General features: G+C 58.9%; 15 protein-coding genes, 1 tRNA gene and 2 pseudogenes. 10 read left to right on the top strand and 8 right to left on the bottom strand.

Features of this window, described 5'->3' with window-relative positions:
• Positions 1–52: 52 nt before the first annotated feature.
• Together PYH37_RS16460 and PYH37_RS16455 are read left to right on the top strand one after the other, a co-directional pair.
• Positions 53–931, top strand: coding sequence for a LysR family transcriptional regulator (locus PYH37_RS16460; protein WP_280732558.1), 879 nt, complete (start codon positions 53–55; stop codon positions 929–931).
• A 661-nt stretch (positions 932–1,592) separates the two neighbouring features.
• Positions 1,593–2,758 (top strand): annotated as a pseudogene (locus PYH37_RS16455) (IS110 family RNA-guided transposase).
• A 1,623-nt stretch (positions 2,759–4,381) separates the two neighbouring features.
• Here the strand turns inward: PYH37_RS16455 and PYH37_RS16450 are convergent.
• Both PYH37_RS16450 and PYH37_RS16445 read right to left on the bottom strand, forming a co-directional pair.
• Positions 4,382–5,572, bottom strand: coding sequence for a tyrosine-type recombinase/integrase (locus PYH37_RS16450; protein ID WP_280732557.1), 1,191 nt, complete (start codon positions 5,570–5,572; stop codon positions 4,382–4,384).
• A gap of 160 nt (positions 5,573–5,732) precedes the next feature.
• Positions 5,733–5,822: transfer RNA gene (locus tag PYH37_RS16445), tRNA-Ser, on the bottom strand.
• 368 nt (positions 5,823–6,190) lie between these two features.
• Between PYH37_RS16445 and PYH37_RS16440 the strand changes: the two genes are divergently transcribed.
• On the top strand, positions 6,191–6,544 hold the full coding sequence (locus PYH37_RS16440) for a hypothetical protein (protein WP_280732556.1): 354 nt from the start codon (positions 6,191–6,193) through the stop codon (positions 6,542–6,544).
• Between the two features lie 195 nt (positions 6,545–6,739).
• Positions 6,740–7,864 carry a pyridoxal phosphate-dependent aminotransferase gene (locus PYH37_RS16435; protein ID WP_280732555.1) on the top strand — a complete coding sequence of 375 codons (1,125 nt, stop codon included), beginning with the start codon at positions 6,740–6,742 and terminating at the stop codon, positions 7,862–7,864.
• 42 nt (positions 7,865–7,906) lie between these two features.
• On the opposite strand, the gene PYH37_RS16430 is transcribed toward PYH37_RS16435, so the two are convergent.
• Positions 7,907–8,173, bottom strand: coding sequence for a sel1 repeat family protein (locus tag PYH37_RS16430; protein WP_280732554.1), 267 nt, complete (start codon positions 8,171–8,173; stop codon positions 7,907–7,909).
• A 576-nt stretch (positions 8,174–8,749) separates the two neighbouring features.
• Here PYH37_RS16430 and PYH37_RS16425 point away from each other — a divergent pair.
• Positions 8,750–9,087: pseudogene (locus PYH37_RS16425) on the top strand (DUF2147 domain-containing protein).
• Positions 9,088–9,138: 51 nt separating this feature from the next.
• Here PYH37_RS16425 and PYH37_RS16420 read toward each other — a convergent pair.
• Positions 9,139–9,840, bottom strand: coding sequence for a glutathione S-transferase family protein (locus PYH37_RS16420; RefSeq protein ID WP_280732553.1), 702 nt, complete (start codon positions 9,838–9,840; stop codon positions 9,139–9,141).
• Between the two features lie 179 nt (positions 9,841–10,019).
• On the opposite strand from PYH37_RS16420, the gene PYH37_RS16415 reads away from it, so the two are divergent.
• The 3 genes from PYH37_RS16415 (at position 10,020) to PYH37_RS16405 (ending at position 12,059) form a co-directional block, all read left to right on the top strand.
• Complete coding sequence (locus tag PYH37_RS16415) at positions 10,020–10,193, top strand: hypothetical protein (RefSeq protein ID WP_280732552.1); 174 nt, start codon at positions 10,020–10,022, stop codon at positions 10,191–10,193.
• 13 nt (positions 10,194–10,206) lie between these two features.
• Positions 10,207–10,380 (top strand): hypothetical protein, encoded by a 174-nt coding sequence (locus PYH37_RS16410; RefSeq protein ID WP_280732551.1) that lies wholly within the window; start codon positions 10,207–10,209, stop codon positions 10,378–10,380.
• Positions 10,381–10,556: 176 nt separating this feature from the next.
• Entirely contained in the window at positions 10,557–12,059 is a 1,503-nt protein-coding gene (locus tag PYH37_RS16405) for an AMP nucleosidase (RefSeq protein WP_280732550.1), read from the top strand.
• A gap of 111 nt (positions 12,060–12,170) precedes the next feature.
• On the opposite strand, the gene PYH37_RS16400 is transcribed toward PYH37_RS16405, so the two are convergent.
• Positions 12,171–13,119, bottom strand: a protein-coding gene (locus PYH37_RS16400) for an IS630 family transposase (RefSeq protein WP_280734778.1) whose coding sequence is annotated in 2 segments (ribosomal slippage) — positions 12,171–12,782 and positions 12,784–13,119 — 948 coding nt in all. Because the reading frame shifts where the segments join, the coding sequence is not laid out codon by codon here.
• Between the two features lie 108 nt (positions 13,120–13,227).
• Between PYH37_RS16400 and PYH37_RS16395 the strand changes: the two genes are divergently transcribed.
• Complete coding sequence (locus PYH37_RS16395; RefSeq protein WP_252746836.1) at positions 13,228–14,250, top strand: IS110 family RNA-guided transposase; 1,023 nt, start codon at positions 13,228–13,230, stop codon at positions 14,248–14,250.
• Positions 14,251–14,538: 288 nt separating this feature from the next.
• On the opposite strand, the gene PYH37_RS16390 is transcribed toward PYH37_RS16395, so the two are convergent.
• Entirely contained in the window at positions 14,539–15,507 is a 969-nt protein-coding gene (locus PYH37_RS16390; RefSeq protein ID WP_280735971.1) for a lysylphosphatidylglycerol synthase domain-containing protein, read from the bottom strand.
• A 196-nt stretch (positions 15,508–15,703) separates the two neighbouring features.
• On the opposite strand from PYH37_RS16390, the gene PYH37_RS16385 reads away from it, so the two are divergent.
• Positions 15,704–16,723, top strand: coding sequence for a glycosyltransferase family 2 protein (locus tag PYH37_RS16385; protein ID WP_280735970.1), 1,020 nt, complete (start codon positions 15,704–15,706; stop codon positions 16,721–16,723).
• 143 nt (positions 16,724–16,866) lie between these two features.
• On the opposite strand, the gene PYH37_RS16380 is transcribed toward PYH37_RS16385, so the two are convergent.
• Together PYH37_RS16380 and PYH37_RS16375 are read right to left on the bottom strand one after the other, a co-directional pair.
• Entirely contained in the window at positions 16,867–17,781 is a 915-nt protein-coding gene (locus tag PYH37_RS16380) for a diacylglycerol/lipid kinase family protein (RefSeq protein WP_280735969.1), read from the bottom strand.
• 95 nt (positions 17,782–17,876) lie between these two features.
• Entirely contained in the window at positions 17,877–18,275 is a 399-nt protein-coding gene (locus PYH37_RS16375; RefSeq protein WP_280735968.1) for a winged helix-turn-helix transcriptional regulator, read from the bottom strand.
• Positions 18,276–18,321 lie beyond the last annotated feature (46 nt).

The raw sequence follows: 18,321 nt of genomic DNA, 5'->3' as shown, positions 1-18,321 counted from the left end.
ATGAGCTCTGCGCTCGGTGTTCTGACAACGTGTGCCTTCCAAGAGACCCGCTATGCCCAGGCCCTATGATCTCTCCTCGATGACGGCTCTCATCTGCTTCGAGGCGGCGGCCCGCAATGCAAGCTTCAAGAAAGCAGCTCAGGAAATGAATGTGACGCCTGCGGCCGTCAGTCACCAGATCAAAGCGCTTGAGACCGATCTCGGATGCAACCTGTTCCTGCGCCGCAGCCGCGGGGTTGAGCTCACTGAAAAAGGGGCTTTTCTGTTCCTGGCGATCCAGCGTGGATTCGAGACGATTTCAGAGGCCGTCACGCAGATACGCGATCGCCAGGAAACGGTTGACGTGACGATCCGAACGACCACGGCGGTCAGTTCACTGTGGCTCACGCCCAAGATTTCAGCTTTCTGGAAAATCCACCCCGCCATTACCGTGTCGCAGATCACCAGCGACGTTCCGGGCACGACCGGTCGCTGCGATCTGAGCATCCATTATGGAAGCCCACAGGAGTATGGCGTCGAATACCGCAAGCTCTTTCAGGATCGGATCGTCGCTCTCGGCACTCCAGCTTTCGCCGCCCAGCATGATATTGCCCGTGTCGAGGATCTGCTCAAGGCGCCCCTGATCCATATGAGCAACGAGGAAAACGGCTGGACGACCTGGGCCGATTGGTTTCACGCGCTCGGCCACCCCCTGCCGAAGGGCCGCAGCTTCTACGTGAATAATTATATGATCGCGCTTCAAGCCGCTCAGGACGACGTCGGGGCAGTGCTGGGCTGGGACGGGCTGGTTGAAAGCCTCATGCAAGGAGGACGACTCGTCCAGCTGGTGGCCGACACCATTCCCTCACCCGTGCCCTTCCATCTGAAGATCCATCCTAAGGCGACATCCAAGGCCCGCTTATTTGCGGACTGGCTGGTCAAAGCGGCCTAGCTTCGGCCCGAAGATCGGAACCGATTACCGGAAAGCACGAAGCGTGGGCCCGAAGCCCTAGGCGGGCGTGCGTCCGGAAGGACGACGGCGCCCTCTGAGTTTGCCCATCATCGACTCAATGTCGTTCATGACCTCGTATAAATTCCTAGCGATCAATCTCCACCCTTCTCTCCTCACGGATCGATCACCGGAACCAGGAGGCCGTGCGGACCCTACCGACTGCTGGAAAACCCGTCTGGAAAGGTTCGAAGAGTTGTTGTCGCTTGGCATTTGATTATGAGATTGCTGTACCAATGATTTCAAATGGTTGACGTGACACTTAATTTGAGAATGGCCAGTTAATTTGAGAATCCGGCCGCTTGGATTCTCCGCTTTAAATGCAAAAGCAAGCCGAAACAGCCGCATTCTCACATTTAATTGCCAAGCGACAGGAGCCGTTCAACGCAGCGATATGTTCGCATAACATCAAGATCCTGGCCTACCATCTCGAAGACGGGCCGCCTGCGAGGGTTTCGTGGCCAGAAGAGACGTTGAGATTCCTCAACCTCCTATAGGTTTCCTCGTTTGTGGCCTGTTCCTCGCCTTGAGATCCCATCAGGAATGGATAGCGGCCTGCACCGTGGCAGAGTGAGGTCGCTAGAAATCTCTCTGGAGGCCAACCATGCCGGTGAAAGCAGATCAACCCCAAGCACATACCGCTACCCCCGTCGATCTTGGCGCAATTTTCGTATCGTTGGAACTGAGCAAATCGACATGGCTCGTGACCGCTCTCTCGCCGGGGAGCGAGAAAATGTCTCGCCATGCTGTAACTGGTGGTGACATCGCCGGCTTGTTCTCGTGTTTCGCCACCCTTCGCCAGAAAGCGCAGCGGCGTGTGGACAAGCTTTATCCACTGGTGGTGATCCAGGAGGCCGGGCTTGATGGCTTCTGGCTGGGGCGAGTGCTTAGCAAGGAAACCTGGATTGAGAGCCATATTGTGGAGGCTGCATCCATTGCCATGCCGCGCCGACATCGCCGCGCAAAGACCGATCGCATAGACGGCGAAACATTAATACGGGCTGTGATGGCCTGGAAACGCGGTGAACCTCGTGCTTGCTCGATGGTCAAACTCCTCACGCCCGAAGAGGAAGACAACCGCCGGCTCGGACGAGAGCGGAAGACCCTGATTGCGGAACGTGTTTTCACGTCAATCGCATAAAGGGGCTGCTCTTCTCCCAAGGAATACGAGATTACGAGCCTTTGCGTCGCGATCGCCGTCAGCGCCTGGAGGAGCTTCGAACGGGAGATGGCCGGATAGTGTCGAAGCACCTGAGAGCAGAGATCTGCCGTGAGCTCGATCGTCTCGAATTGCTGCTCACACAGATCAAAGCGGTAGAAGCAGAACGCGATGCGTTGATGTCCCGCGAGTCCACCAGCGCACCGGCAAGAGCAGCCACGCTGTTAAGGATCAAGGGAATTGGTCCCGAGTTCGCGACGATACTTTACTCAGAAGGCTTGTTCAGACACTTCGACAATCGGCGGCAAGTCGCGGCCTACGCAGGGCTTGCTCCTTCGCCTTGGCAAAGTGGCAACGTCAATCGTGAGCAGGGTGTCTCGAAGGCGGGGAATCCGCGCTTGCGAGCGACGATGGTTGAGCTCGCCTGGCTATGGCTGCGCCATCAACCGAACTCGGCGCTGACCTTCTGGTTCAAGGAGCGCATTGCACGCAACAGCGGTCGTCTTAAGAGACCGATGATCGTCGCTCTGGCTCGCAAGTTGCTGGTCGCCCTCTGGAAGTACGTGAGCTCCGGCGTCGTAATCGAAGGAGCGGTGATGAAAACCGCCTGAAGTACAGAAGCAGCCATTGAACGCAGATTGCTATCCTCAGGGCCTGATCAGTCCTGACGGATCCAGGTGAACGGACCGGGATTCCCATTGGCTTTAACCGCCGACCTTGAGTTTGGCCCCGTTCTCCTGAGCCCGTGCCCGTCGAAAGCGGGATAATGGTGCAGCCGTTGAAAGCGGCGACCGGATGTGAGGTTGTACAGGCCCGAGGACGGGCCGGTAATTGCTATGGGCTCAGACCGTGGATCCGACTACCAAGGAGAACTCGATGCCACCTGAATGAACCATTGACAAAAATCCTGATGTGAGGGGAATCGAACTGTAGACCACTAAGCCTATCGGGTAGAAACGCGTACTTACGGAACGTTCCCTCTTCGGCGCTCGCCAGAGTCAGGCAGGCCCCGCCTTGGGATATCTGCCGCACGGGCTGTCGAAGGTGGTGTTGCTTAGCAACTCGCCCGGATACTTCAGTTCCAGCACTCACGGGTAATTGGTGGGAAGGAGTGCCGCCCTATTCGGCGGCACCTCTATCTCTGCCCGATCTACAGCTAGGATGCTCATCACGAGAGAGATGAGGACGAGTATAAGCGCCAGAAATGCGATGCCTGCCTTATCCATTCCCAATCATGGCGGGGTGATTGCGGGCAAACCGGGGCGCCAGCGGCGAAGAACTTCACCGATGCCTGTCATAGTTAATTTTGCCCAAACGGAGCTAGGCTTTTTCGCCTTTTCCGCCAGCTCATTCGCCCTCTCGCGCGAGTTGCCGGCTTGATCTTGCGGGCTTGCTCCTCGAGATTGTGCTTCCATGGACATACTCGCGAGGCCGACGCGGCCGGCCGCCTCCACAAGGTTGCGCCAGAAGCCAAGTTCCTGGATCTGGAAATCCAGTTGTAGTTTCTCCCTCGGTCGACGTGCGAATGATCCCAAATGCGTCCGGCCGCATTGTTGCATGTCATGTTGGTCAAGCTCTCAGTGAAGTTGAGAATCTCATACTCCATTGGAGGGTCGACGAGCTGACCTTTATTGCCCCTGTAACTCTGAGCTCGGAAACATCGCTGTCTCCTTGTGTTTTCTCATACCGGAGGACGAAGCGGCGAAAGAACGAATGGATGTTCGCAGCCGGGTGAGCAATGCCTGATCAATAGCCGAACGAAGCTGCTCAATCTTCTTTGCATCGACGGGCCTCTCTCTGAGCCGCCTCTCTCTCGCTCCTTCAATCGTTGCGCATATCCCACCAATGATTGCCTTGAGCCTGGCAGATGCCGCTTCGACGTCGATGTCCGCTCGTATCGCAGCTACTCCACGCTCCAGCTTGGCTGGCAGGCCACCTAGCCGATCCGAAAGGGCGCGGAGATGCTGCAGAAGATTGCGCAGCAAGCGGTCGGCATCTGGCAGTGCCAGCTCGTTCTCCGCTAAGTCCCCAACTCGCTGTCCCAACCCATCGTCATGAGCAGAATTAGGCTGCGCCACCTTCAAGAGGCGGCGCGGCCGCAAGCTCGAGTCCTCGTTGCGGCGACCGTTATCGTCGCTTTTTGGCTCTTCACTCTGAAAATATGGTCTGTATTGCCTTGAGGTTCTTCCTCGGCCCGTGAAGCATCTCGTCGGCGGAAGGCATGTCTTCTAGGATCAGATCGGCCCAAAACTGAGCGAGCTCTTTGCGTCGGGCCAAGTGTTCGGCGCGATTGTAAGCCCCCTCAACCTTATCCTTGGGGTATGAGCGAGCATCAGGTCGAAAATCTGGCGATCGGCGGGGTATCTTTCATTCATGATTGTCGAGAACGTCGATCGGAACCCATGCGGCACGTGCTTGTGGTGGTATCCGGCACGGTTCAGCAGGTAGCCCAGCGCGTTCTCAGACATCGCCTTGTGGGCGTGCCGGCCGTTCGGCAGGGCGAACGGGCCCCTGCCCGTGATCGAGCGCAGAACGGCAATAGTTTCCATCGCCTGTCGCGACAACGGAACAAGGTGATCGCGAGCATCATCGTCCTTGTGCTGCAACTTGAGCTTCATCCGCGCGGCCGGGATCTGCCAAATCGGATCGTCCTCATCGAGGTTGTTCCACTCGCCCCATGGCGTGGTGATGAGCGTACCCGGGCGGACTGCTGTAAGCACCAGTAGCCGAAGGCCGAGCTTCGTCACAGGATGCGACGGCGTGGACCGCGGTGCCTGCAGCATTTCGCGTGCCTTGTCGACATCGGTTATTGCGAGCTGCCGCCCCTTCTTCATCGGCGCCATTGCCTCACGAACAACGCCGGCGGGATCTTGGGTCGCCCTGCCTGATGCGATCGCGTAAACGAAAATGGATGAAAGCCGCTGCCGGATCCGTCGGGCAGTTTCCTTCGCATCGCGATTCTCGACAATCCGAAGAACCGCGAGCACGGTTGGCGCATCAATGTCTCGGATCGGCATCTTGCCGATGATGGGGAATACGTCCTTCACCAGCGAGTCCAGGACGTCGGAGGCGTGCTTTTCAACCGGTTTTTGCAGCTCGTGCCACTCTCGGGCAATGACCTCAAAGGTGTCGGCGGTCTGCTTCTTGCCGACGAGCTTTTCGACCTTCTTGACGACGTTGGGATCGCGCCCGGCCTTTAGAGTCTCCTTGGCGCTCTCCCGCTCCGCCCGCGCGTCGGCGAGAGACACGTCCGGATAGTTGCCAATGACGAGCGTCTTCTCCTTACCGTCGAAACGATATCGGAGCCGCCATGACTTGGTGCCGGTGGGGAGAACAAACAGATTAAGGCCGCCGCCATCGGCGAGCTTGTATGTCGATTCTGCCTTCTTGGCATTTTTAACCTGCTTGTCCGCTAAAGCACTCATGCGCCCTGGCACCCGCATTTTCCGACTTTGGTACCCACAGAGATACCCACAAATGCGTGGGTAGCAGTCGATATCGATGGGAATCGATAGGAGACTACAAGCAACAAAAAACGCGGCAAAGGCCGCGTGGGTGTGGATAAGAACCTGTAGGAAGTGTTGATGGCGGAGAAGAAGGGATTCGAACCCTCGATACCGTTTCCGGTATACTCCCTTAGCAGGGGAGCGCCTTCGACCACTCGGCCACCTCTCCGTTAGCGCCTGACTAGTGTCACCGCGTCATCAATGCAAGATTTTTTTGTCAGTTTTCGGGAAATCGCTCCATTTTCGCCTATCGCGGAAGGCGCGGCAACGCCAGCGCCCGGTCCATAGGCGGTTCAGCGCCTTCGCGCGTCCCGAAGTCTCTGCTATTCTCCATGCCGACGTCTCTTGGCAGTAGCGGACAGGGGTTCAGGCGCTTCTGCGGCTTTGTCTTGTCTTATGGTTGAGAGCCCCAGTTCCGCAAGGCTGAAGCAAGCCCGTTCGGGAAGGGTAATAAATCATGTCTTTGCCGGTCGTGGCGGCGTTTGAGGAGCGATTCTCCGGCAGAAGACGAAGCGACAGGTATTTTGGAGGCCTGCCATGTCGATGATCGTGCACGTCGCACAAGCCCCGGGCCAGTCGGCCGTGGCGCATCAGCACTATTTCATCGAGCGGCCGTGCCGCATTCTTGTCATCGGGTCGCAGTTGAAGGCGAAAACAAGATATCAGTGCCTTCTGCGCCATATATCGATTGCCGGTGCCATGCTCGACTTCAATGCCGCAATCATCCTGCCGAAACATTTCTTCTTGGAGATCGATGGCTTCAACGAGGAAATCGGCTGCGCAGAGGTGCATCGCAGCGGCACAGAACTCGGCGTGCGCTTCAACATGCTGCTCGCGCAGGAATTCCTGAGCCGCCTGATCCGAATGCAATTCGCCAGCGGCGGTTTCTGAGCGGAAATGTACCGCATCGCACCCGCCACGCCGGTCCGGAGCCGTGCCGCCATTTCCAGTGAACGGCGCTGCTGGTGCACTCAGCGCCGGCTGAGCATGGTTGGCGACCCAAACTTTTCCGCAAAAGCGATTCCGCTTACCGGGCTTATGCGATAAGTTCCCCGGCGTTTTTCGAATGGAGTCCAGTTTTTCAAGATGTCCGCTTTTTCGCGCTTCACGCCGCTCATCCAATCCTTGCCGGCCACCGTTCCCTTCGTCGGGCCCGAGGCCATAGAACGCCAGCGCGGGCGCAAGATCGCGGCGCGCATCGGCGCCAACGAGAGCGGATTCGGACCGGCCGATTCGGTGTTGCTCGCCATTCGGGAGACGGCGGGCGAAACCTGGAAATATGCCGATCCCGAAAATTACGACCTGAGGCAGGCGCTCGCCGGCCATCTGGGCACTTCCCCGGCCAATATCGCCATAGGAGAAGGTATCGATGGCCTGCTCGGGCAGATCGTTCGCCTTGTCATCGAACCGGGCATGCCGGTTGTCACGTCGCTCGGAGGCTATCCGACGTTCAATTATCACGTCGCCGGGCACGGCGGACGGCTGGTCACGGTGCCTTATGTCAATGATCGAGAAGACATCGAGGGCTTGCTCGCTGCCGTGAAGCGCGAGAACGCACCACTCGTCTATTTTGCCAATCCCGACAATCCCATGGGAAGTTGGTGGCCGGCCGACCGCGTCCTCGAATTCGCAACCGCGCTGCCCGAAACGACGCTCCTCATCCTCGATGAGGCCTATTGCGAAACGGCGCCGCCCAAAACCCTGCCGTCGATCGAAAGCCTGATCGACAGGCCGAACGTTATTCGCACGCGCACTTTCTCCAAAGCCTACGGCCTTGCTGGCTCACGTGTCGGCTACGCGCTCACGACACCCGGCACGGCCCAAGCCTTCGACAAGATCCGCAATCATTTCGGGATGAACCGGATCGGTATTGCGGCGGCGATGGCGGCCCTTGCGAATCAGGACTATCTCAAGGAAGTGGTGCTCCGGATCTCGCGGTCGCGCGATCGGATCTCGATGATCGCGCGCGAAAACGGATTTCATCCGCTTCCCTCGGCAACGAATTTCGTGGCCGTTGATTGCGGCCGGGATGCGGCTTACGGACGGGCGATCGTCGACGGGCTGATGAACGATCATGGTATCTTCATCCGCATGCCAGGGGTCGCCCCGCTCAACCGCTGCATCCGAATCAGCACCGGCCCCGACGCTGAAATGAACCTGCTGGAAGCGGCCCTGCCCGAGGTACTCGGGAAACTGGCTGCCGCCGGCTGACGAGATCAGCCTTCAGCGGCATGCTTTCGAAGGCATCTGCTATCAGTGCATCGTCATCCATTCGCGGGCCGCGCGCAGAGCGATCGCGAGGTCGGTCTTGCTCATCGTGGCCGCGAGGTCCGCACGAAGGCCGGCGGCGCGGTCCGAGCCTTTGATGGCGGCGATATTCAGCCACTTGTGGGCGGCCACGAGATCGACAGGCCTGCCGCGGCCCGTTGCATAAGCGAGGCCCATTTCGCAAAGAACATCGGCGCGATTCTCGCCACCCATCTCGGCTTCCGAAGCGATTTGCATGTCAAAGCGTGCCATTTGTCTTGTCCCTGTTTCTGCTTCGTTGGTCCAGCCGAAGCGGCACGCCCCCTTGGGGCGAGCCAGGCTTCAGTCGGCAGTTTTCTCTGTCCCTGTTCGGTCTTGCCTCTTGATGGGCTTTCCGTAGGCGCACCGTCTTTTTGCAGCGTCGCTTCCGGCGGTCTCGGCGGGTTGCTCTCCGCTCGTCTTATGGGTTGGAGTATGCTCCATGCCCTTGAATGCTCGCTTAAAATGCATGCTTAATTTGACGCAAACAAAGTTCAAACACTTGGTAAACTTGGGTTTTCGTTAAGCATCGGACCGCCTGGAACAGCGCAAATTCGCGTCAAAAATTACGAAATGTTCGACTGCGGATTTCAACCAAACGCTAACCACAAAAACAGCAGCACTCTCGATGAGGACAAGATCTCGCGATCTATATTGGCGCCGAGGCAAGGAAACATGCGGCCGATCGATATGTTTACCTTTACGTACGCGTAAGCTACTCTCCGGCGCGCTGGCGGTGACGAGCCGCTCAACACGGAAATTCAGACACGAGCCGGCATGGCGCTGGCTACTTCTATTGGAGGACATCGCATGATTCGCACCTTGCTCTTCACCACGGCGCTCGCCTTTGCCGCTGGCTCGGCCAATGCCGCCGAGCCGATCGTCGGCAACTGGAAGACCGCGAGCGGCGCCACGGCGGAAATCGCCCCGTGCGGTGGAGCATTTTGCATCACGCTGAAAACCGGCAAACATGCGGGCAAGCATATCGGCAATCTTTCCGGCACCGCCGGCAGCTACAGCGGCGAAATCACCGATCCGGAAAGCGATAAGACCTATAGCGGCTCGGGCTCAGTTAGCGGCAGTTCGCTGAAGATGAAAGTTGCGTGCTGAAGGTGCTTTGCAAGTCGCAAACGTGGACACGCCTTTAGCTTCCTCGGAACGGCAAGGGGCGGCCCGTTCGTCACCCCTCGCCGGCAATCTCAACGGGCGCGCTGCCCGAACAGAATCTTCTGCGCCTCTTTGTCCTCGGCAAGGCTCGCCTGGCGGGCCCGTTCTTCCTTGCCGACTTCGATTGCCTTCTTGACCGCAGACCGCGCAAGCACCGCCTCGAACCAGCGCTTCAGGTTCGGAAACTCATTCAGATCCTGCCCCTGGTTTTCATGCGGGATCACCCAGCCGATGCAGGCCATATCGGCAATGGAATAGTCGCCGGCAAGAAATGGACGGTCGGCAAGGCGCTTGTTCATTACGCCATAAAGGCGGTTCACCTCATCGGTATAGCGGTTGATGCCGTATTCAATCCTCTCCGGTGCATATTGGCGGAAATGATGCGCCTGCCCCGCCATCGGGCCGAGGCCGCCCACTTGCCAGAAGAGCCATTGCTCAACCTCCACGCGCGATCGTTCGTCGGCCGGATAGAACTTTCCATGTTTGCGACCGAGATATTGCAGGATCGCTCCCGATTCGAAAATCGAAATCGGCTGGCCGTCAGGCCCGTCAGGATCGATGATTGCCGGCATGCGGTTGTTCGGCGAGATCTTCAGGAAATCCGGCGCGAACTGATCTCCCCGGCCGATATTGATGTACTTGACCGCATAGGGAACGCCGAGCTCCTCCAGCATGATGGTGATCTTCCAGCCGTTCGGCGTCGGCCAGTAATAGAGCTCGATGGGAGCAGTCATAAGCGTTCTCTCCTGGATTGCGGGAACACTGACTTAGGCACGCTCGCCGCCCGCAGCAAGAGCGGCGCCATTCACGAAGATGAACCGGAGATGAACGCGCATCTCAGCAAGAATTCAGTTTGGTTGTGCGAAAAGGCATCAATCGATTTGAACGTGCCTCCAGCCCAACGGATAGAACCATGGATATTCTCGCTCGACGCCTCACCATCATCAGTCTGCTGATGGTTGTCTTCGCGATGACGCTCGCCGCTGCAGTCGGCGCCGATACGGAGCGCCGCCGCCAAAACACCTATCTCGGCTCGCTTACCGATTGTACCGCGCATACGGCACAGTACTGCCAGGCCAAGCTCTAAAAGGAACGCAAAAATGGCCGCTCTCGTCTCCTCCGCCATCCTCTCGCTCCGGCTCCTCATGCTCACGGGCCTGCTGATGGCGCCGATCGGAGCGGTCGCTTACACCAAGGCCGCGGGCCTCGGCGTCGGCAAGCACGGCGCCGGTCTGGTCCTCTTCGTCACGCTCCAGCGTCAGGCGATGAGCTGATCCTACCCGAGCCGCGGGCGCGCTACAGTGTCGTGCGTCTTCTCAGGATCGCTGTAACACTTTGAAACTGTTGCATGGTTCTATCCTGAATCGGTGCCGATCTAAGGAACGATGCAACAGGCGAAGATATGAAATCTTGTCGTTTGCTTGTCAGAAGTCGCAGCTTATAATGCGACATGCACAAACGAATCTCTTCAAACTCCGTCCTTTCCATCGCCACTCCTGAAGCCTTCGAGCCGCAACTCTTCGACGATCCGGCCGAGGCCGTCGATTGCCTTGAGACGCTTTACGAACGCAACACCCGGTTCCTCTGCGAGGCTTTCGAGAGGCTTGGAAAGAGCGATGCACCGCTCAGCCGCTTCCGCGCCTGCTATCCGCAGGTCAGCATCGAGACAAGCAGCTTCGGCCATGTCGATTCGAGGCTTTCCTTCGGCTATGTCAGTGCTCCCGGGGTCTATACGACAACGATCACCCGTCCCAAGCTTTTCCGTCACTATCTGAAGGAGCAGCTTGGGCATCTGATGCGCAACCACGGCGTCGGCGTCACGGTATCGGAATCGGCGACACCGATTCCCTTGCATTTCGCTTTCGGCGAGGGCGCCCATGTCGAGGCATCGGCCGCCGAGGCCATCGACATCCCGTTGCGCGACCTGTTCGATGCCCCCGACATCACCACGACCGACGACGAGATCGCCAACGGTTCCTACGAACCAGGCCCGGGCGAACCTTCGCCACTCGCGCCCTTCACGGCGCAGCGTATCGACTATTCGCTCGCCCGCCTCAGCCACTACACGGCAACCAGCGCCACACACTTCCAGAACTTCGTGCTCTTCACGAACTACCAGTTCTATGTCGATGAGTTCTGCGCCTGGGCACGTGAGCAGATGGCCGAAGGCGGCAACGGCTACACTGCCTTCGTCGAGCCCGGCAACATCGTCACACCGGCGGGCGCCGACAGGCCGGATGCCGACTATACGCTTGCCCGCCTGCCGCAGATGCCAGCCTACCATTTGAAAAAGAAGGGGCATGGCGGCATCACCATGGTCAATATCGGCGTCGGCCCCTCCAATGCCAAGACGATCACCGACCACATCGCCGTGCTCAGGCCGCATGTCTGGCTGATGCTCGGTCATTGCGCCGGGCTTCGGAACAGCCAGCGGCTCGGCGACTACGTGCTGGCGCATGCCTATATGCGTGAGGACCACGTGCTCGACGATGATCTGCCTGTCTGGATCCCGTTGCCGGCGCTGGCAGAAGTGCAGGTTGCCTTGCAGGATGCGGTCGCGGAAGTGACGGGCTACAAGGGGTACGACCTCAAGCAGATCATGCGCACGGGCACGGTCGCCACCATCGACAACCGCAACTGGGAACTGCGCGACCAGCGCGGTCCGGTCAAACGCCTCTCGCAAGCGCGCGCCATTGCGCTCGATATGGAGTCGGCGACGATCGCCGCCAATGGCTTCCGCTTCCGCGTGCCATACGGAACGCTGCTCTGCGTGTCGGACAAGCCGCTGCATGGCGAACTGAAACTGCCGGGCATGGCAAGCGCCTTCTACCGCACGCAGGTGAGCCAACATCTGAAGATCGGCATCCTCGCGCTGCAGAAGCTGGCGGCGATGCCTCCGGAAAAACTCCACTCGCGCAAGCTCAGAAGCTTCTACGAGACGTCATTTCAGTAAGAGTTACGCTTTCGGCGTTAGCACGACACTTTTTCAGACACACAACGCTCGCTGTAGCACTTTGAATTACTGCGTGTTTCTATCCTTAAATCGGCTCCGATTTAGAGCGTTTCATGTTTTGACGGAAGCGTAGCCTGCGTTGGCCAGATAGTTTGAGCATTCGTGTGGTTCGATTGTCTGGACGAGCGCTCCGATGTGTCGCCAGGCGTCTTCGACGGTTCGCTTCTGGGCCTGCCGCATCCAGTGCTTGATCTTGGAGAAAGCCTGCTCGATCGGATTGAGATCCGGCGAATAGGGCGGCAGGAACCAGAGCCGTGCACCGGCCGCCTTTATGATCTGCCGGATAGCTGCCGATTTGTGGCTGCCGAGATTGTCCATGATGACGATATCGCCGGGTTTGAGCGCGGGCACGAGCTGTTGCTCGACATAGGCGCGGAAACACTGGCCGTTGATCGGTCCGTCGAAGACACAGGGAGCAGTCAGCCGATCGCTGCGCAAGGCACCGAGGAAGGTCAGCGTCCGCCAGTGGCCGTGCGGAGCAAAGGCACGCAGGCGCTTGCCCTTTGGTCCCCAGCCTCGAAGCGGCGTCATGTTGGTCTTGATCCAGGTCTCGTCGATAAACACCAGCCGCTCAGGATCGAGATTGCGCTGAAAGGTCTTCCATCGCTCCCGCCTGCGAGCGATGTCGGCGCGGGCTTGCTCAAGGGCGAACAGGGTTTTTTTTGAAGCGCAGTCCCTCGCGCCGGATGAATTCCCAGATCGTATTGTGGGAGACCGTGACGCCGCGTCTTGCCAGTTCATCCTTCAAGCCATGCAGCGTCAGATGCGGGTTCTGATTGAGCCGCTCGGCAATGAAAGCGCGATGCGGTTCCAGAATACGCTTGCGATGCCCGCCCATCTTGCCCGGTGCGCCAGAACCGGTCGCACGATAGCGCTGCGACCATTTCACCACGGACGAGACGGCAACTCCGAAGCGCGCCGCCACCACACGGCTGGTCTCGCCGCTCAAAACCGCTGCCAAAACGCGGTCGCGAAGGTCGTTCGATAAGGGTCGCGTCATCCAATGCTGGCCTCCTTCCAGCCAGCATCTTGATGATGTGGACGCCCCCGCACCGGCTGCGGCTATGATGCCGGCCTGTCATCCGAAGCAGCAAGAGGAGCATTCACGATGAAGATCACGATCATGGGATTGGACCTGGCCAAGAGCGTGTTTCAGGCGCATGGCATCGACGAGACAGGCAACACCGTGCTCGTGAAGCGGTTGCATCGGAAGCAGATGCTGCCCTTCTTCTCAAAGCTACCATCATGCCTGATCGGGATGGAGGCGTGCGGAACAGCGCATCATTGGGCTCGCACGCTCGCGGCGATGGGGCACGAGGTCCGGCTCATCCCGCCGTCCTATGTGAAGGCCTATGTCAAGCGTGGCAAGAGCGACGCGCTGGATGCCGAAGCAATCTGCGAAGCCGTGCAGCGCCCGACGATGCGGTTCGTGCCTGTGAAGACGGTGGAGCAGCAGGGCATTCTCATGACCCACCGCGCGCGAGCGCTGCTCGTTCGCCAGCGCACCATGGTCGCAAATGCGCTGCGGGCGCATTTGGCAGAATTCGGCCTTGTCGCCAATCCCGGCATTGCCAATCTGGCCAAGCTGGCGCAGCAAGCGCTGTCCGATGAGGACGGCCTACCTTCTTATGCACGCACTTCGCTGGATATTCTGATCCGGCAGATCATGGTGTTTACCGATGAGATTGCGGTGCTGGATCAGCAACTTCACGCTTGGCATGTCGACAGCGAAGCCAGTCGTAGGCTCGCAGCGATCCCCGGCCTCGGCGTAGTCACGGCCACGGCTGTTGCTGCCACCGTCACCGATCCCGATCAATTCCGTTCAGGTCGGCAATTTGCCGCTTGGCTCGGCCTGACGCCGCAACAGCATTCGACAGGGGGCAAAACCCAGCTCGGTGGCATCTCCAAGCAAGGAGACCGATATTTGCGCCGATTGCTGGTTGTCGGTGCTACCGCCGTCATCCGTCACACGAAGGACAAGGCAACACCCATGGCGAATTGGATCAGAAAGCTCTTGGAGAAAAAGCCGTTCAGGCTCGTCTCCGTCGCGCTCGCCAACAAGCTCGCGCGGATCGCATGGGTCGTACTGACCCGAAAGGAAGCTTATAGGGCTCATGAGCTGACGGCCTGAGTTCGGTCCCAGACAACCCGAATTGGTAACGGCAGTCGATGATGTGTAACGATCGAGCCAATGGTGAGGCCAACCCGTCTGATTCAATGCGCTTCAAAAGCGCGCCAGCTTGATCAGGGACCTCACCGGCGGATTTCCATCAGGGCCAGCGGTCAAACTCTACGCCGCACAAACAGGCCGGACATATGAAAGCAACCGATCAAACCATCCCCGACAAAAGGCCCTTGCCATAGGGGCGTCCACATATGAATCACAACAACGACGATTCGGGAATCGGCAACGATTCAATCAAACACGGAAACGCTCTAGGGAAACATGCAGTACCGAAAGCAGCGTGCCGGCGATTGCCGATGCGATGACGAGGAGGTGGGCGTTGACGCCCGCACGGCCGAGCATCTCGAGCGTCGAGTGATCGGCGGCAGCGCCGAAGGAAATCGCCCCAGCGACGATCGCCGCCGGATAGGTGCCGGCCCCCGCCGGCGCGTGCACGGGGAGAACGGAAGAAAGTTCGCCGCCAAGCGCTCCCCCGAAGCAGGCGGCGAGCGGTGCGACGCCCATGATGGCGAGTACCCAGGCAAGAACCACCACCTTGACGGCCCAGTTCAGCATTGTCATCGCCCATGCGCGCAGAAACGCTGGAATATCGCCCGGCAGGCCTGCTTCTGCCTCGTCGAGAAAGACTTCGAATCTCGCCGGCGCCAGACGGCGCGCGAACGCAAGGGCTGATCCCTTGAGAAGGAAGAGCACGAGCGGCAGGAAAAACGCGAGCAGCCAAAGAACCCAGCCGATCACCGCATCGCTCCGCCCCAGAACGAGGCCGATCGCGGCGACCGTAAGCAGGGCATGCAGATCGAGCAGCCGCATGACGAGCAGCGCCGATGTGCCGCGTACCAGCGGCACGCCGAATTCAGTGCGCATCAGCAGCGGGAAGCTCGTTTCGCCGGCTCTGAATGGCAGCATGATGTTAAGGAGGTTGTGAACCTGGGTCACTCGAAAGAGAGGCAGGAAGCGACCCGCAGTCTGTTCCGGGAAATAGTCATGGATGCGATAGCAGCGAATGTAATAGGTAGCGATCAACAGGGCGAGAGCGGACAGGACGGACGTGAGGCCGAATTCGACCCATTGGCGCATCAATGCCGACCAGCCCCAAACCCACTCGACGAAGATGGCATAAGCCGCTATGGCCGCCAGGGAAATCAGCGCCATGCGGTTGCGCGCAAGCCACGACCGCCGGCTGAACTGCCAGTCCGAATTCATCAGATACGATTCCCTGTTCCCACAGTACCGCGTCTTTTCAGACGCACAAATATCGCTGTAACGCTCTGAATTGCTGCATGGTTTTATCCTTGGATCGGTTCCGATTTAAGGAACCACGCAGTCGCCACGCAATTCAGCGTTGGTTATCACCGTTAACTGTGCAAGAAAACCTGTGACAGCACTCCGGAGACCGCCCTTGAACCACATTGAAGAACCCGTGAAGTCCGTGGCCGATGTTGCGGAGGCCAGGGAACTGTCCATAGTCGTGCCGGTGTTCAACGAGGAGGAAAGTGTTAGACCGCTCGTCACGCGTATTCGGGAAGCGATGGCCGGCTTCGGAAAATCGTGGGAACTGATCCTCGTCGATGACGGCAGCACCGATCGGACCTTGCCGAACGCCCGCAAGGAGCTTTCGCACCCAGGCCTGCAGATCAAGATCATCGAACTCCAGAAGAACTTCGGTCAGACCGCCGCGATGCAGGCTGGTATCGATGCGGCCTCCGGCCGGTTGATCGCTACACTCGACGGCGATCTGCAGAATGAGCCCGCCGATATTCCCCATATGGTCGCAGCGATCGAGGAGCGGGAACTCGATCTGCTCGTCGGCTGGCGAAAGAACCGGCGGGATGGTCTGCTGCTCAGAAAAGTTCCTTCCTGGTGCGCCAATTTCCTCATCGGCAAAATCACGGGGGTAAAGCTGCACGACTATGGCTGCAGCCTGAAGATCTATCGCAGTTCGATTATCAAGCAGGTGAAGCTGATGGGAGAAATGCATCGGTTCATACCGGCCTGGGTTGCCGGCGTCGTGCCCAGCAGCCGAATCGGCGAGATGCCCGTGACACACCACGCCCGTCATTACGGCGCATCGAAATATGGTATCTCGCGCACGTTCCGCGTGATACTCGATCTGCTCGCGGTGTTGTTTTTCATGCGCTACAAGGCGCGCCCGGGCCATTTCTTCGGTTCGATCGGGCTTGCCGCCGGCGGATTGAGCGGGCTCATCCTCTTCTATCTCGCCATGGATAAATTCGTGCTCGGCAACGATATCGGTACCCGTCCGATGCTGATTGTCGGCGTGATGCTTTTCCTGTCCTCGATCCAGCTCATTACCACCGGCATTCTTTCGGAAATGATGGCGCGTGCCTATTTCCGTGACGACGAGACCACCAGCTATATCGTGCGTCAGGTCTTCGAACGAGAGCCCTCGGATGCTTAACACGATCAATCGGGGCCCGGGTGCGACCATCCCGAAGAACGGTCTCCTTTTCTCTGTTGCTTCCTCTACGGTCTTGCTGTGAGCCTAATTGTTGCTGGAGACGCTTTAATGGCCTCCGGTGTTCCAGACGCGACGGCAGCGGATCATGCAGCGGGCACGTCAGCGCCGACGAGCAGCTTCAGTTCACCTGGGTGAACACGCAGGGCGACGTCTCGCTTCCCGATCGGCAAGAGCTCCCCATCGATGACGCAATTGATCTTGCGGTCCACTTTCGGAAAATGCAGGTCGACTGCGAGAGCGCTCATCTCGGTAATCAGCGGGCTCGCCCGGAACCTTCCGCGCAAGATATCGAGGGCGAGCTTTGCGACGCCCGCGGGACTGAGGGGCGGCGCCGTGTAGAAACCGAGATGACCGCTTGTCACGTCATCCGCATACATCAGCGTCGAGTGGCCAAAATGATTGTTCGAGACCGAAATCGCTGAAACGTGCCGGAGCTCTCTGTGACCGTCGGCATCAAATTCGATCTCGAAGTCCGGCGGGTTGAAAATCACGCCGATAGCGGCGCGCGTACTAGCGCCGATTTTTCCAAGGCGGGAGGCGAAGCTGTAGGACTGACGGTAGCGCACCAAGCGGGCATGCAGGCCCATGGAAAACTGATGTACGAAGGCGCGTCCATCCGCGCTGCCGATGTCCCCATCGATGATCCTGCCGTTCGCAAGGACTTCAGGCACCTTCCAAATGTCGAGCGGCAGCTTCAGAGAGCGGGCGAAGAGATTCATCGTTCCGGCGGGAATGACGCCGAGCGGCATGCCTTTTTTCCACGCGACGCCGGCTGCGGCGGAGATCGTGCCATCGCCGCCGCCGGCGACGATCGCGTCGAGATCGCCTCGCCGGCACGCCGTCTCCAACGCGTGCTGCATGGCGTCCGCCCCGACCAAGGCGATTTCGATCTCGTGGCCGGCAGCGCGGAAAGCCTCCTCGACCTTTCGGCCATAGGCCTCCATGTCCGTCGTTCGGAACGTCCCCCCATCTCGATTGAAGATGGCTTTAACCTTCATGAATGGTCATAGTCTCCGTTATCCGCGCAAAACATCTTAGTCTCACAGATAAGCGCGACGGCGGGGGTTTCCCAGAGGAGAGAAGGTCAGCGACCTCAGAGTTCGGCTTGGCAACCCGCTTGATGTTGCAGAGGCTTGAGCATGAGGCGCTCGCTGTCGCAGAAAACATTCTCGTCGCCCCATGCTTTTAGCGCCATGATTACCGGCTTCAGGCTTTCTCCCCGCGGTGTCAAAGTGTAGTCGACACGCGGCGGGACGACCGGGAAGACCTTACGCGAGAGCAGGCCCGCCTCTTCCAGCTCACGCAGTTGCTTGGTGAGCATGCGCTGCGTCACGCTCGGCACGCGTCGGCGCAACTCATTGAAGCGCAGGGTACGCTCGAGCATCAGGTGGTAGAGGATGACGCCCTTCCATTTGCCATCGATGAAGTTCAGCGTCGCCTCCACGGGACAGCCGGGAAAGTTATTGGTCAGCTTGGCGCGCGGGCGGGACATCACGGTATCCTTTTTGACACTATAGGCTAAATTTGTGCATTCTTGC

Origin of the sequence: Sinorhizobium numidicum (assembly GCF_029892045.1) — a bacterium.
GTDB lineage: Bacteria > Pseudomonadota > Alphaproteobacteria > Rhizobiales > Rhizobiaceae > Sinorhizobium > Sinorhizobium numidicum.
The sequence above is the reverse complement of the archived record's forward strand: the minus strand, read 5'-3'. Positions and strand labels throughout refer to the sequence as shown.

What these genes read in the sequence shown, in the direction of transcription:
- PYH37_RS16450 (WP_280732557.1), bottom strand. Translation starts at nt 5,572, where the DNA reads ATGAGTGCTTTAGCGGACAAGCAGGTTAAAAATGCCAAGAAGGCAGAA.
- PYH37_RS16405 (WP_280732550.1), top strand. Translation starts at nt 10,557, where the DNA reads ATGCACAAACGAATCTCTTCAAACTCCGTCCTTTCCATCGCCACTCCT.
- PYH37_RS16460 (WP_280732558.1), top strand. Translation starts at nt 53, where the DNA reads ATGCCCAGGCCCTATGATCTCTCCTCGATGACGGCTCTCATCTGCTTC.
- PYH37_RS16415 (WP_280732552.1), top strand. Translation starts at nt 10,020, where the DNA reads ATGGATATTCTCGCTCGACGCCTCACCATCATCAGTCTGCTGATGGTT.
- PYH37_RS16440 (WP_280732556.1), top strand. Translation starts at nt 6,191, where the DNA reads ATGTCGATGATCGTGCACGTCGCACAAGCCCCGGGCCAGTCGGCCGTG.
- PYH37_RS16430 (WP_280732554.1), bottom strand. Translation starts at nt 8,173, where the DNA reads ATGGCACGCTTTGACATGCAAATCGCTTCGGAAGCCGAGATGGGTGGC.
- PYH37_RS16395 (WP_252746836.1), top strand. Translation starts at nt 13,228, where the DNA reads ATGAAGATCACGATCATGGGATTGGACCTGGCCAAGAGCGTGTTTCAG.
- PYH37_RS16410 (WP_280732551.1), top strand. Translation starts at nt 10,207, where the DNA reads ATGGCCGCTCTCGTCTCCTCCGCCATCCTCTCGCTCCGGCTCCTCATG.
- PYH37_RS16380 (WP_280735969.1), bottom strand. Translation starts at nt 17,781, where the DNA reads ATGAAGGTTAAAGCCATCTTCAATCGAGATGGGGGGACGTTCCGAACG.
- PYH37_RS16375 (WP_280735968.1), bottom strand. Translation starts at nt 18,275, where the DNA reads ATGTCCCGCCCGCGCGCCAAGCTGACCAATAACTTTCCCGGCTGTCCC.
- PYH37_RS16435 (WP_280732555.1), top strand. Translation starts at nt 6,740, where the DNA reads ATGTCCGCTTTTTCGCGCTTCACGCCGCTCATCCAATCCTTGCCGGCC.
- PYH37_RS16420 (WP_280732553.1), bottom strand. Translation starts at nt 9,840, where the DNA reads ATGACTGCTCCCATCGAGCTCTATTACTGGCCGACGCCGAACGGCTGG.
- PYH37_RS16390 (WP_280735971.1), bottom strand. Translation starts at nt 15,507, where the DNA reads ATGAATTCGGACTGGCAGTTCAGCCGGCGGTCGTGGCTTGCGCGCAAC.